The following is a 13,032-nucleotide window of genomic DNA, read 5'->3' on the forward strand; positions in this document are numbered from 1 at the left end:
CGGATGAGTAGCGGCGTGTTAGCGGATCCGTTAGCAAAACCCCGGTCGGAGGGCTCCGGACCGGGGTTTTGTGCTGCTCCCCCGCCTGGTTTCGATCCAGGTCTTCGAGATTCAAAGTCTCGCGGGCTGCCGAGTACCCCACGGGGGATCGTGGTCGCCGGGACAGTTTGCCATGGAGTGGGGTGCGGAACACGCTCAGGGGTTCCTTACCTACGGCTCCGTAGGTTACGGTAGCGTAGGTAAGCAGTCCTCCAGCCGAGGGAATTCACGTTATGACTCCTCCCGCCGTTGCCGCACCGGAGGCGCCCACCCGCGCCCAACAGGCCGACGACTTCGACGTCGACACCGGAACGCTCGGGGGTGAGCAGAAGCGCCCGTGGGAGCAGGTGGCGCTGGCGTTGTTCATCGGTGTTCCGTTCCTCGCCGTGCTGGCCGCCGTACCGATCGCCTGGGGCGGGTTCCTGGGCTGGCGCGACGTGGTGCTGGCGGTGGTGTTCTACACGATCGCGGGCCACGGGATCTCGATCGGTTTCCACCGGCTGTTCACGCACAAGTCGTTCAAGCCGAACCGGCCGATGAAGTACGCGCTGGCGATCGCCGGCTCGCTCGCGATCGAGGGCCCGGTGATCCGCTGGGTGGCCGACCACCGCAAGCACCACAAGTTCTCCGACCGCGACGGCGATCCGCACAGCCCGTGGAAGTACGGCACCAGCCTCGGCGCGCTGACCAGGGGTTTCCTGCACGCGCACGTCGGCTGGCTGTTCGACACCGAGCAGACCCCACAGCGGCAGTACGCGCCGGATCTGCTGAAGGACAAGGACATCGTCCGGGTGTCCCGGATGTTCCCGCTGCTGGTAGCGGTCTCGCTACTGGCCCCGGCGGTCATCGGTGGGTTGTGGTCGTGGTCGATCGAGGGCGCGCTGACCGCGTTCTTCTGGGCCAGCCTGGTCCGGATCGCGCTGCTGCACCACGTCACCTGGTCGATCAACTCGATCTGCCACACGATCGGCGACCGGCCGTTCAAGAGCCGGGACAAGTCCGGCAACGTGTGGTGGCTGGCGATCCTGAGCCAGGGCGAGTCGTGGCACAACCTGCACCACTCGGACCCGACCTGCGCGCGGCACGGCGTGCTCAAGGGCCAGCTCGACACGTCGGCGCGCTGCATCTGGTTCTTCGAGAAGCGCGGCTGGGTGACCGATGTCCGCTGGCCGGTGCGCGAGCGGCTCGAGGCCCGGCGGGTCGACGCGAACTCCCGGACCCCGCTGAAAGCGGCCGCATGAGGCACCCTCAGAAGTAAATCACCCTCCGGCAACACCGAAGTACGGCATGATGCTGACGTGATCTCGACGTGACGGAACCCAAACCGCGGCGGTCCGGCCGGATCCGGATGACGAGTGCCGAACGTCGCGAACAACTCATCACCATCGCCCGCGGCCTGTTCGCCCAGAGGGGGTACGAGGCGACGTCGGTGGAGGAGATCGCGGCCCGGGCCGAGGTCTCCAAGCCGGTCGTCTACGAGCACTTCGGCGGCAAGGAGGGCCTGTACGCCGTCGTCGTGGACCGCGAGGTCCGCGCGCTGCTCGACGGGATCACCCAGTCGCTGACGGCCGGACGCGCGCACGAGCTCGTCGAGCAGGCCGCGCTCGCGCTGCTGGACTACATCGAGAACAACTCCGACGGTTTCCGGATCCTGGTCCGGGACTCGCCGGTCGGGTCGTCGAGCGGCTCGTTCATCTCGATCCTGAGCGACGTCGGCACCCGGGTCGAGCACATCCTGGCGGAGGAGTTCAAGCGCCGCGGACTGGACCCGAAGAACGCGCCGATGTACGCGCAGATGCTGGTCGGCATGGTCGCGCTGACCGGCCAGTGGTGGCTGGACGCCCGCAAGCCGAAGAAGCCGGACGTCGCCGCCCACCTGGTCAACCTCGCCTGGAACGGCCTGTCCGGCCTCGAGGCCAAGCCCACGCTGTCGACCCGCCCGCACAAGTAGCCAGACCCCGGTCGTACCCGGCAGTCCGCCCGTGGCATGACACTTTGCGGGGCCCGTTCCCCGTACCCTGGCCCGCATGACGGGGATCCTGACCGCGCGGCCCGTGCCTGCCCGCGGCAAGGCGTTCGACCTGCTGCTCGCCGGCGGCCTGTGCATGACCGCGGGCCTGCTGGGCATCGCCCAGACCGGGATCGCGGGCGTCCTCGGTTTCGGCATGCTGGTCCCGCTCGTCTGGCGCCGTACCCATCCCGAGCTCGTCCTCTTCGGCGTCTCCGCGGTCGCCACGTTCCAGTGGCTGGTCGGGGCGGACCTGATGCCGGCCAACGTCGGCCTACTGGTCGCCCTCTACGCGATCTCCGTGTACGGCGAGGTCCGCTACAGCCGGATCGCGCTGGGCATCGGCGGCCTCGGTGTGCTGATGGCGGTCTCGCGCTACTGGTCGAACACCGACTGGAAGCAGCAGATCACCATGATGGTCGCCCTGGGCGCGCTGGTCTTCGGCGTCTGGGCGATCGGCGAACGCCGCCGGGCCAGGGGCCTGTACGTCGCTCAGCTCGAGGAGCGGGCCGCCCAGCTCGAGCGCGACCGCGACCGGGAGGCCAAGCTGGCGGTCTCGAACGAGCGTACCCGGATTGCCCGGGAGATCCACGACGTGGTGGCCCACGGCCTGTCGATCATGATCGTCCAGGCGGACGGCGGGCTGTACGCCGCGGACCAGTCGCCGGAGCAGGCGAAGAAGGCGCTGGCCACCATAGGTGACACCGGCCGGGCGAGCCTGACCGAGATGCGCAAGATGCTCGGCCTGCTCAAGCAGGACGAGCAGCTCGAGCTCGACCCGAACCAGCCGCGACCGCAACCCGGGGTCTCCAGCCTGCCCGAGCTCGTCGACAACGTCCGCGACGCCGGGCTGACGGTCGACTACGAGGTGACCGGCGAACCGCGCGACCTACCTGCGTTGCTCGGCCTGACGGCGTACCGGATCGTGCAGGAGGGGCTGACGAACACGCTGAAACACGCCGGGCCGGGAGCGCGCACCTGCGTCCGGCTGGACTTCGGCCGCGAGATGCTGACCGTGGTGGTCAGCGACGACGGCCGGGGTGCCGGGGTCGCGCCGAGCTCGGATCCGGGGCACGGCCTGGTGGGGATGCGGCAACGAGCCTCGATCTCCGGCGGTACGGTGAACGCCGGACCGAAGGCGGGCGGCGGTTACGAGGTGATCGCCAGACTCCCGTACCACCTGCCGACTGGAGGACACGTGAGCGAGCGTAGCGAGTGAACAGGAAGCACAGCCATCGTGTCATTCACGCTGGAACCGGGCGAAGCGAGGTGAAAGCGTGCAGGACGAGATGATCAGGGTCTTCCTGGTGGACGACCAGGAGCTCGTGAGAGCGGGCTTCACGATGCTGGTGGACTCTCAGCCGGACATGCGGGTGGTCGGCCAGGCCGGCGACGGCGGCGAGGCGATCGAGAAGATCCAGGTCACCGGCTGCGACGTCGTCCTGATGGATGTCCGGATGCCGCGGCTGGACGGTGTCGAGGCCACCCGCCGGCTCCAGTCGTTGCCCCAGGCCCCGAAGGTGATCGTGCTGACCACCTTCGACCTGGACGAGTACGCGTTCGCCGCGATCAAGGCCGGCGCGGCCGGCTTCCTGCTCAAGAACACTCCCCCGGCCGACCTGCTGTCGGCGATCCGCCAGGTGTACTCCGGTGACGCCGTGGTCTCCCCGAGTACGACGAAGCGCCTGCTGGAGCACTTCGCCGGAGCCCTCCCGGACGGCGAGGTGGAGCGCCCGGACCTGGCCGAGCTGACCGCCCGGGAGCGCGAGGTCCTGGTGGAGGTCGCCCGCGGCCTGTCGAACACCGAGATCGCCCAGCTGTTCACGTTGTCGGAGGCAACGGTCAAGACGCACATCGGCCGGATCCTGGCCAAGACGGGCCTGCGTGACCGGGTCGCCCTGGTCGTGCTGGGGTACGAGACCGGCCTGGTGAAGCCGACCAGGTAATACCCAGGTACTACGCCGACTGCAGTCTGCGGTCCGACGAGAAACCGGGGCGCGATCACTAACTTCTTGACCGACGAGAGTTCCGTTGAGTTGAGGAGTGACATGAGTTTGCAGACCGGGGATCTCGCGGTGGGCCGACTGCCGCAGGACGGCGTGCCGCGGACGGCGATCCGGGCGCACGAGCTGCGCAAGGTGTACGGGCAGGGTGACACCGCGGTGGCCGCCCTCGACGGTGTGTCGGTGGACTTCGGGGTCGGCCGGTTCACCGCGATCATGGGTCCGTCGGGTTCGGGCAAGTCGACGCTGATGCACTGCCTCGCGGGCCTGGACACGCCGACAAGTGGGCAGGTGCTGCTCGGCGAAACCGAGCTGACCCAGCTTCCGGACGCCGAGCTGACCAGGATCCGCCGGGACCGGGTCGGTTTCGTGTTCCAGTCGTTCAACCTGCTGCCGATGCTGTCGGCCAGGGACAACATCCTGCTGCCGCTCGAGCTCGGCAACCGCAAGCCGGACCAGCAGTGGCTGACGACGCTGGTCGACGTACTCGGGCTGCAGGACCGGCTCACGCACCGCCCGTCGGAGCTGTCCGGTGGTCAGCAGCAGCGGGTCGCGGTCGCCCGGGCGCTCGTCGGCCGGCCCGAGGTGGTGTTCGCGGACGAGCCGACCGGCAACCTCGACTCCCGGTCGGGCGCTGAGGTGCTCGGCTTCCTGCGCCGGTCGGTCCGCGAGTTCGGCCAGACGGTCGTCATGGTCACCCACGACCCGCTCGCGGCGTCGTACGCCGACCGCGTCGTGATGCTTGCCGACGGCGAGCTCGCGGGCGAGCTGCTCGAGCCGACCCCGGAGACCGTCCTCGACGCGCTGCGGCAGCTGGGGGCCTGAGGTGCGACGCTCCATCCTCTCCTCACTGCGAGCCCACCTGGGCCGCCTGGTCGCCGCCTGCCTGGCGATCGTCCTCGGCGTCGGTTTCGGCACCCTCGCGCTGACCGCGCACTCCTCCGCGTCGAACGGCGTCGACACGACGATCGGCGCGCAGTACCGCGGCGTCGACGCCGCCGTCTACCCGCGGGACACCCAGATCACCGCGGCCGACGTGGCGAAGCTGCAGAAGCTGCCTCAGGCCGCCTCGGTGGTCACGCTCTCGACCGCGTACATGACGGCGTCGTTCCCCGATTTGGTCCGTCCGGCCGGGCTCGCCGTGGACGCGCTCTACGACACCTCGCGGATCGCCGGCCCCGGGACGGCGTCCGGCCGGTTGCCGACCACAACGAACGAGCTCGCGCTGCCGGCCAAGGTCGCGGCCAAGCACGGTGTGGCGGTCGGTCAGACGCTGCGGATCACGGCGTACACGGGGAAGTCGTGGACCGTGACCGTGGTCGGTCTGCTGGACGACAGGAACCAGCTCGGCACGGCGTCCGCGGTCGTCACTCCGGCGGCGCTGAAGACCTTCGAACCGGACGCCTTCGTCAACGCGGTGGTGCTCGCCGCCAAGCCCGGTGTCGACCAGCAGACGCTCGCGTCCGCGGCTCAGGCGGTCCTGCCTGGTGACCTCCAGGTCTTCACCGGCGAGGGCTGGATAGACCACCGGGTGAAGGACTACACGAACGGGATCGACGTCCTCGGCGGTGTGTTCGGCATGTTCGCGGTGATCGCGCTGTTCGTGGCCTGCCTGGTGATCGGCAACACGTTCACGATCGTGATCGCCCAGCGGACCCGCGAGATGGCGTTGCTGCGCTGCGTCGGCGCGTCCCGCAAGCAGGTGTTCTCGTCGGTCCTCGGGGAGGCGTCCGTGGTCGGTGCGGTCGCGTCCGCGATCGGCGTGGTCTTCGGCGTCGCACTGTCGGCACTCGTCCTCGCACTGGCTCGCGAGTTCGACTGGGGCCTTCCGCCGGTGCCGTTGCACCTGGACCTGTGGTCGGTGTTCATCCCGCTGACGCTGGGGACCGTGGCCACGATCGCGGCGGCCGTCATCCCTGCCCGCCGGGCGACCAGAGTCGCTCCGCTGGCCGCGCTCCGGCCGGAGGCCGCACCGGCGGCGGCGTCAAAGGCCGGCATCGTGCGACTGGTCCTGGGCTTCCTCCTGCTGGCCGGTGGCGCGTTGCTGCTGGTCGCCGGCGCCTCGTCCCACCGGGTGCTGATCGGCGTCGCGGGCGGTGTGATCTCGTTCCTCGGCGTACTGGCGATCGGCTCGCTGCTGGTGCCGGCCCTGATCCGCCTGCTCGGCGCGTTGCCGGTCCGCGGCGGCGGTGTCCCGGCGCGGATCGCGGTCGCGAACGCAGTACGGAATCCGAAGCGGACGGCGGCCACGACGTCCGCACTGTTGATCGGCGTCACGCTGATCAGCCTGACGTGTGTCGGCATCGGGTCGGTGCGCAAGACCTTCGACGTGTCGATGGACGGGCAGTACCCGGTCGACATCATGGTTGCCGCCTACAACGAGAAGATGCCGGCCGGCGCCGAGCGGCAACTGCGGGACATCAACGGCATCACCCAGGTCGTCCCGGTGAGCCAGGTGACCGTGCAGGCCGGCGGCCAGGAGGTGCCGGTGACCGGCATCGACCAGGCCGAGGCCGGATCCGTGATCCACAACCAGTCGCTGGCCGCTCAGCTCACGCCGGGCGCCGCGCTGCTGGACCCGCAGACGATGAACATGCTCAGCCTGGAGAACGGCAGCCCGGTGACGGTCGTCTCCGGCGGCCAGAAGCTGACGCTGACCGCGCACCGGGCGGTCGGGCTGGATCCGATCACGATCACGTCGGCCGACCTGCGCAAGCTGTCCGCGGCCGCCCCGACCACCGGTTTCTGGCTGGCATCGGATCCGAAGGCGGACGGCTCGGACGTGATCGACGCGGTCGAGCAGTCCATCCCGTCGGTCAAGGAACTCTCGGTCGACGGCGGGCTGCCCGAGCGGAGCAGCTACACGGAAGTCTTCGACGTCCTGCTGATCATCGGCGTCGGCCTGCTCGGGGTCTCGGTCTTGATCGCGCTCGTCGGCGTCGGCAACACGCTCAGCCTGTCGGTGCTCGAACGCACCCGGGAGAACGCGTTGCTCCGGGCGATGGGGCTGACCCGCCGCCAGTTGCGCGGCATGCTCGCGATCGAGTCGCTGCTGATGGCTCTGGTCGCGGCCGGTCTCGGGATCGCGCTCGGCCTGATCTACGGCTGGACCGGGACGAGTGCGCTGATGGGCGGCCAGACGGTCGACGGCAGCGTCGAGTACGCCGTACCGGTGAGCCTGCTGCTGATCATCGCCGCGGTCGCCGCCGTGGCCGGTCTGCTGGCCTCGGTGCTGCCGGCCCGGCGAGCAGCCAAGGTGGCGCCCGCCGGAGCCCTCGCGACGGAGTAGGCCAGACACGGCCTGGGTCAGACGATCTCGACCCTGTTCCCGTGGCCGTCGGCGGTGTGGAACCGCCGGCGGCCCGGGATCGTCTCGTTGTCCCACGTCACCGGATAACCGAGTCTGTTCAGCTTTCCGGCCAGTTCGTCCAGATCGTCGACCGCGAACGCCGGGTGCGCCTTCTTCGCCGGCCGGAAGTCCCGCTCGACGCCGATGTGGATCTCCGCCGCGCCCGCTCGGAACCAGCAGCCGCCACGGACCCGCAGCAGCGGCGGCTTCTCGATCTCGGTCATCCCGAGCGCGTCGCGGTAGAACGCCCGGGCGATCTCCTCGCCGCCCGGCGGACAGGACACCTGCACGTGGTCGAGTCGCATCATGCCTCCTTGTGGGCCACGGCGAAGATCCGCCGGAACGGCAGCAGCGTCCCGTAGTCGCGTTGCCGGTAGACCTCCGCGAGCCGAGCGCCGTACTCGTCCTCGAACTGCTGCCGCAGGTCGTCCGGCAGCGACTGCAGCACCGGCCGCGCTCCGGTCCCCTTCACCCATTCCAGTACGGCGTTGTCGCCCCGCAACAGGTGGTAGTACGTCGTCTCCCACGCGTCGACGACACACCCCTCGGCGCTGAGCGCGTCGACGTACGTGTCCGGGGCCGGGACCTCGGCGCGCAGGGACGCGTTCCTCGCGTACTGCGCGTACGGCTCGGTCGCGGCCAGGTCGCGCAGGATCGAGTGCGACGGGGCATTGCCGTTGCCGGGGATCTGGATCGCCAGCCAGCCGCCGGGCTTCAGCGCCCGGACCAACCCGGGCAGCAGGTCGAGCTGTCCCGGGATCCACTGCAGGACGGCGTTCGTCACGATCACGTCCAGCGACCCGGGCTCGGCGGTCCACTCCCGCAGGTCGCCGATCTCGAACGTGAGCTTGTCGTCGGCATACCGCTGGGCGGCCTCGATCATCGGCGGCGAACTGTCGATCCCGCGGATGGCGGCCTCCGGCCACAGGTCCCGCAGGGTCGCGGTCAGGTTGCCCGGACCGCAGCCGAGATCGACGACCGTCCGGACCTCGTCCGCCCGGACGCGGCCGATCAGATCCGCGAACGGGCGGCCGCGCTCCTGCGCGTACGTGCCGTACTGCTTCGGGCTCCAGACCGGTGACGTGCGCATGCTGCTGCCTCTCGCCGAGGATTTATCTTGATGTCGAGATACTCTAGACCTGCGAGTTGTCTTGATGTCAAGAGTCTTGATCGCGTAATGTCGACCGCATGGAAGACGAGGTCGATCGGCTTCTCGAGGCCTGGCGACGGGAACGTCCCGACCTCGACGTGACGCCGATGGAGGTGCTGTCGCGGGTCAGCCGGCTCGCTCGGCACCTGGACCGCGCCCGCAGTCAAGCCTTCGAGGCCCACAGCCTGGAGTCCTGGGAGTTCGACGTCCTCGCGGCCCTGCGCCGCGCCGGGGCGCCGTACCGGCTCTCCCCCGGCAGGCTGCTGAAGGAAACCCTGGTCACGTCGGGCACGATGACCAACCGCGTCGACCGCCTGGCCGCCCGCGGCCTGGTCGAGCGCCTCCCCGATCCGGCCGACCGGCGCGGCGTCCTGGTCCAGCTCACCGACGCCGGACGGGACGCCGTCGACGCGGCGATGGCCGACCTGCTGGCCCACGAGCGCACGCTGCTCGGATCCATCAGCGAGCGCGACCAGGCCCGGATCGCCGGCGTGCTCCGCGAACTGGTCAGGCCCTTCGATCTCGAAAAGCACTGACATTTGCCGGCCCCGGACAAACTCGGCGGAATTGAGGCCGGAATTATCCGAAAAGACGACCCGTCACTTCCCGCCGGTATCGATCGTTGCTAGTTGCAACGAGATCGTGAGACTGCTGTAGCGGGCGGCTATCGACACTGAGTGAGCGGGACTACTAGGGTCCTGACTGTCGGTGGCTGACCGACCACGAAACGTTAGATCGACGGTGACTTCGGCGGCTAGAGGTGGTCCGCCGAAAGTGGCGGGCGGTGTCCGGGGCTCGGGGCCCGAACAACGCCGGCCGGCACGGGGCCCGCTCACCCGGAGTCGCGGTGCGCCCTCCGAATCACAGGGGATCGGAGGGTGCACCGCGACTCAGTTCTGTTTCCACACGTTTTCCACAGGCGGCAAGGAGGCATTCCCACCGCGTGATCGTGCGATTGTTCACAATCAACGTTCGGATCAAACGGTCGATTTACACCCTGCGATTGATCATTCGGCGCGTTCGGCGGCGTCGAACCAGGCGGTCTCGAGCTCGGCCCGCTCGTCGGCCAGTTTCCGCAGTTCGGTGTCCAGCTCGGCCAGCCGCTCGTAGTTGCTCGCGTTCGCGGCCAGCTGGTCGTGCAGCTTGGCCTCGGTCTCGGTGAGCTTGGCCAGCTGGCGCTCGATCCGGTTCAGTTCCTTCTTCGCCGCGCGGGCCGCGACCGCGTCGACCGCGGACTCCGGCTCCTCGGCTGGCGCTGAGGTGGTCGGCTCCGGGTCGGTCGTCGTACGGCGGGGTGCCTCGCCGCTGAGCTCGTCGATGTACTGGTCGACGCCGCGCGGCAGATGGCGGACCCGGCCGTCGCCCATGATCGCGTACACCATGTCGCTGACCCGCTCGAGGAAGTACCGGTCGTGGGTGACGGTGACGACCACTCCCGGCCAGCTGTCGAGGAAGTCCTCGAGCACGGTGAGCGTCTCCACGTCCAGGTCGTTGGTCGGCTCGTCGAGGATCAGCACGTTCGGCTCGTCGAGCAGGATCCGCAGCAGCTGCAGCCGGCGCCGCTCACCACCGGACAGGTCGGAGATCCGTGTGGTCAGCTTGTCGCCGCTGAACCCGAACCGCTCGAGCAGCTGCGACGAGGTCAGCTCGCCGCCACGTCCGGCGAGGGCCGCCGTACGGCGGATGTCGGTGATGTGCTGCAGGACCGTCGCCGCACCGTCGACCTCCTCCAGCGTCTGCGACAGGTTCGCGACCCGGACGGTCTTGCCCTGCTTGACGACACCGCGGTCCGGCGGCAACTGGCCGGTGAGCACCTTGAGGAACGTCGTCTTGCCGGCACCGTTCGGACCGAGCAGCCCGATGCGATCGGCCGGGCCGAGGCGGAACGTGACGTGGTCGAGCATGACCCGGCGGCCGAAGCTCAAGCTGACGTCCTCGGCGTCGAACACGTCCTTGCCGAGTCGCGCGGTCGCCAACTGCGACAGCGCGAGCTTGTCGCGGGGCGGCGGCTCGTTCTCGATCAACGCGTTCGCCGCGTCGATGCGGAACTTCGGCTTGCTGGTGCGGGCGGGGGCGCCGCGACGCAGCCAGGCGAGTTCCTTGTTCAACAGGTTCTGCCGCTTGGCCTCGGAGACCTGAGCCGTCCGGGCACGCTCCGCCTTGGCCAGGACGTAGGCGGCGTACCCACCGTCGTACGACGTGACGCGGCCGCCCTGGACCTCCCATGTGTCGGTGCACACCGCGTCGAGGAACCAGCGGTCGTGGGTGACGACGATCAGCGCGCTGGCGCGGTCGACGACGTGCGCGGCCAGCCAGTTGACGGCCTCGATGTCCAGGTGGTTCGTCGGCTCGTCGAGGATGAGCAGGTCGACCTCGGTGAGCAGGAGGCGGGCGAGCGAGGCCCTGCGGCGTTCGCCACCGCTCAGGGTGCCGATCAGCGCCTGGTGGTCCACTCCGCCGAGCAAGTGCTCCATGACCGAACGCGCACGCGGATCCGCTGCCCAGGTGTAGGTCTCGACGTCGCCGAGCACCGTGTGCAGCACGGTCTGGTCGGGGTCGAGGTCGTCGGTCTGGCCGAGGTATCCGAGCCGGAGGTCGCGGTTGTGGGTGATCCGGCCGCTGTCCGGCTGCTCCCGCCGGGCCAGGAGTTGCAGCAGCGTCGACTTGCCGTCGCCGTTGCGCCCGACCACGCCGACGCGCTCGCCCCGGCCGATGCCGAGGCTCACCGAGTCGAGGAGTGTCCGAGTCCCGAAGCCTTTGGAAACGGCTTCCAGGTTGACCAGATTGGGTGCGGGAGAACCAGCCATATCGCGGACCAGGGTATCCGACCGCTCGTCAGGTGCCAGGATCGTCCACGTGCTGACTCCTCCTCGTGGCTCGACGGCCTGTCACTCGGCTCCGCGGTGTCCGGTGACTTGCTGGAAGGCGGCTACGCGAGCAGCACCTACCGCGTGCGTACGTCGCTGGGCCGGTCGGTGATCGTGAAGACGCACAACGGTCCGCCGCCGGAGTTGTACTCATTGGAGGCCGACGGGCTGAACGCCCTCCGGGTGCCCGGCGCGTTCGCCGTACCTGCTGTGCTTCGAGTCGCTCCTGATTTCCTCGTGCAGTCCGACCTCGACGGACGGCACATGGGGACTGGAGCCACGACTGTCGAGTCAAAGACTCGCCCGAGCGATCTGCGCGTGCTCAGGTGATGCGATGTCCCAGACCTCAATGGATGCCTCCGTGACGGCTGCAGGGCCGGCGATGGCCTCCCGTACCAGCAACCAACCTCCGGCGACGGCCCGCTCGAGGCATCGCTTCCCAAGATCGTCCGCTCGATAGCTGGCGGCTTGAATCAAATGGAACAACAGGTCCAGTACAGCGATTCGTACATGTTGAGGACGCTCATCGACCGGACCCGCCGAGATGAACTCAGCCAGGTGCTAGCGCAACCGCGATGCGCTTCCGTCGAGCACCTGGTAACTCGACCAATCCACCGCCCGAATGGCGAGGTCTGCCTGCGACGGTCAACTTTCCCTCCTCATCGACCCCAAGCTCCGCCTGAGTCAGCCCTTGTACCTGGCGGAAACAGGGACGGGAATACTTCGGCTGAAGCCGAACACACACGTTAATCGGCTGCCAGGTCAATTCTCCTGTGCCTGCATCCCGGCGGCACCCAAACGGCCGACTCATCTGCCTGCCTGGTGCGATGCCCTGAGCTACATCCTCGGCGTGCATCCCCCGGGGCGCGACCCAACAGTTTCGATCGTGCCATCGGCCTTCCTGACACTGATGTAGACGGCGCTTGAGCGATCAGGGACGCCCGAGGGCTCGAGAACCGGCCGCGGATCAGCAACGACCTTTGCGGCGGTCGCGCGACCGGCTAGGGCGCCGGCCCAGGGTCCGCCGGTTTCTGCGGCTGCGAGGCCTTCGGCGGTTACTCCGATGCCCGACCTTGCCGCCGCCGGTGAAGCCGAGCGCCGTCAGTGCGAGGCCGGTCTTGCACTGTTGCCAGTTTTCGGCGTGGCCCTCCATCTGAACGGCCGCCTCACACGCCTCGTAGGTCTCGACCAGGGGATCGACGAAAACCTCTTTGCCGAGCTTCTGCTGGATCGGCTCGTCTCCGAACCACCCACCGATCCTGTCTCCCAACGACGGATCGCCCGTCATGCCCATGCTGAGCCAGTTGTGGCCGCCGGTGTTGGCGACGCTGTCGACGACGGAGCCGACCTCGTCGAGGGCGCTTTGGTATTGCTGGTCGGACCAGGCGCTGGTTTCGTCGGTCAGGTCGTCTTGGGCACCGACGACGGTGGCCGGCTGGTTCGGCGCGACCGGGCACAGGGCTGGATTGCCGTTGGCGCGGGACGGGTCACCTGGGGACGGCTGGGGGATGTTTTTTGCTCCCTGCTCGAGTTCCTCGCGTTCCTTGATGATCTTCTTGTTGAGCTGGCACTGGGCATCGCACACCGCGGGCGGGGGCGGCTTGGGACGGCAGGAC

At 68.8% G+C, this 13,032-nt stretch carries 12 protein-coding genes; 8 read left to right on the top strand and 4 right to left on the bottom strand.

The annotated features are described in order from the left end of the window. Positions 1-272: 272 nt before the first annotated feature. The 6 genes from E1218_RS31145 (at position 273) to E1218_RS31170 (ending at position 7,339) form a co-directional block, all read left to right on the top strand. The gene (locus E1218_RS31145; protein ID WP_132326625.1) at positions 273-1,280 is read left to right on the top strand and encodes an acyl-CoA desaturase; all 1,008 of its coding nucleotides are present in this window, start codon (positions 273-275) and stop codon (positions 1,278-1,280) included. A gap of 68 nt (positions 1,281-1,348) precedes the next feature. Further along, positions 1,349-1,990, top strand: coding sequence for a TetR/AcrR family transcriptional regulator (locus tag E1218_RS31150; RefSeq protein ID WP_132326626.1), 642 nt, complete (start codon positions 1,349-1,351; stop codon positions 1,988-1,990). A gap of 76 nt (positions 1,991-2,066) precedes the next feature. Further along, positions 2,067-3,266: a sensor histidine kinase gene (locus E1218_RS31155; protein WP_132326627.1), complete on the top strand. Its 1,200-nt coding sequence runs from the start codon at positions 2,067-2,069 to the stop codon at positions 3,264-3,266. Between the two features lie 70 nt (positions 3,267-3,336). Next, positions 3,337-3,993 carry a response regulator transcription factor gene (locus tag E1218_RS31160; protein ID WP_132326635.1) on the top strand — a complete coding sequence of 219 codons (657 nt, stop codon included), beginning with the start codon at positions 3,337-3,339 and terminating at the stop codon, positions 3,991-3,993. Between the two features lie 102 nt (positions 3,994-4,095). Then, positions 4,096-4,875: an ABC transporter ATP-binding protein gene (locus E1218_RS31165; protein ID WP_132326628.1), complete on the top strand. Its 780-nt coding sequence runs from the start codon at positions 4,096-4,098 to the stop codon at positions 4,873-4,875. A gap of 1 nt (position 4,876) precedes the next feature. Continuing rightward, the gene (locus E1218_RS31170; RefSeq protein ID WP_132326629.1) at positions 4,877-7,339 is read left to right on the top strand and encodes an ABC transporter permease; all 2,463 of its coding nucleotides are present in this window, start codon (positions 4,877-4,879) and stop codon (positions 7,337-7,339) included. A 17-nt stretch (positions 7,340-7,356) separates the two neighbouring features. Here the strand turns inward: E1218_RS31170 and E1218_RS31175 are convergent, their stop codons facing one another. Together E1218_RS31175 and E1218_RS31180 are read right to left on the bottom strand one after the other, a co-directional pair. Beyond that, complete coding sequence (locus tag E1218_RS31175) at positions 7,357-7,704, bottom strand: VOC family protein (protein ID WP_132326630.1); 348 nt, start codon at positions 7,702-7,704, stop codon at positions 7,357-7,359. Beyond that, positions 7,704-8,489 (bottom strand): methyltransferase domain-containing protein, encoded by a 786-nt coding sequence (locus E1218_RS31180; protein WP_132326631.1) that lies wholly within the window; start codon positions 8,487-8,489, stop codon positions 7,704-7,706. The genes E1218_RS31175 and E1218_RS31180 overlap by 1 nt, the downstream gene beginning before the upstream one ends. Positions 8,490-8,587: 98 nt before the next feature. On the opposite strand from E1218_RS31180, the gene E1218_RS31185 reads away from it, so the two are divergent. Then, entirely contained in the window at positions 8,588-9,085 is a 498-nt protein-coding gene (locus tag E1218_RS31185; protein WP_132326632.1) for a MarR family winged helix-turn-helix transcriptional regulator, read from the top strand. A gap of 471 nt (positions 9,086-9,556) precedes the next feature. Here the strand turns inward: E1218_RS31185 and E1218_RS31190 are convergent, their stop codons facing one another. Next, positions 9,557-11,356, bottom strand: coding sequence for an ABC-F family ATP-binding cassette domain-containing protein (locus E1218_RS31190; protein WP_132326633.1), 1,800 nt, complete (start codon positions 11,354-11,356; stop codon positions 9,557-9,559). Between the two features lie 96 nt (positions 11,357-11,452). On the opposite strand from E1218_RS31190, the gene E1218_RS31195 reads away from it, so the two are divergent. Further along, positions 11,453-11,746 carry a hypothetical protein gene (locus E1218_RS31195; protein ID WP_132326634.1) on the top strand — a complete coding sequence of 98 codons (294 nt, stop codon included), beginning with the start codon at positions 11,453-11,455 and terminating at the stop codon, positions 11,744-11,746. Between the two features lie 637 nt (positions 11,747-12,383). Here E1218_RS31195 and E1218_RS36325 read toward each other — a convergent pair. Next, positions 12,384-13,032: hypothetical protein (locus tag E1218_RS36325; protein WP_165949494.1), on the bottom strand; the 649-nt coding region annotated here is incomplete at its 5' end.

The sequence above is a fragment of the Kribbella turkmenica genome (assembly GCF_004348725.1).
Classification (GTDB): domain Bacteria; phylum Actinomycetota; class Actinomycetes; order Propionibacteriales; family Kribbellaceae; genus Kribbella; species Kribbella turkmenica.

Bases quoted from the DNA above. Each gene is read 5' to 3' on its own strand.
- E1218_RS31145 (WP_132326625.1), top strand. From the start codon at position 273: ATGACTCCTCCCGCCGTTGCCGCACCGGAGGCGCCCACCCGCGCCCAA.
- E1218_RS31165 (WP_132326628.1), top strand. From the start codon at position 4,096: ATGAGTTTGCAGACCGGGGATCTCGCGGTGGGCCGACTGCCGCAGGAC.
- E1218_RS31155 (WP_132326627.1), top strand. From the start codon at position 2,067: ATGACGGGGATCCTGACCGCGCGGCCCGTGCCTGCCCGCGGCAAGGCG.
- E1218_RS31190 (WP_132326633.1), bottom strand. From the start codon at position 11,356: ATGGCTGGTTCTCCCGCACCCAATCTGGTCAACCTGGAAGCCGTTTCC.
- E1218_RS31175 (WP_132326630.1), bottom strand. From the start codon at position 7,704: ATGCGACTCGACCACGTGCAGGTGTCCTGTCCGCCGGGCGGCGAGGAG.
- E1218_RS31180 (WP_132326631.1), bottom strand. From the start codon at position 8,489: ATGCGCACGTCACCGGTCTGGAGCCCGAAGCAGTACGGCACGTACGCG.
- E1218_RS31185 (WP_132326632.1), top strand. From the start codon at position 8,588: ATGGAAGACGAGGTCGATCGGCTTCTCGAGGCCTGGCGACGGGAACGT.
- E1218_RS31160 (WP_132326635.1), top strand. From the start codon at position 3,337: ATGATCAGGGTCTTCCTGGTGGACGACCAGGAGCTCGTGAGAGCGGGC.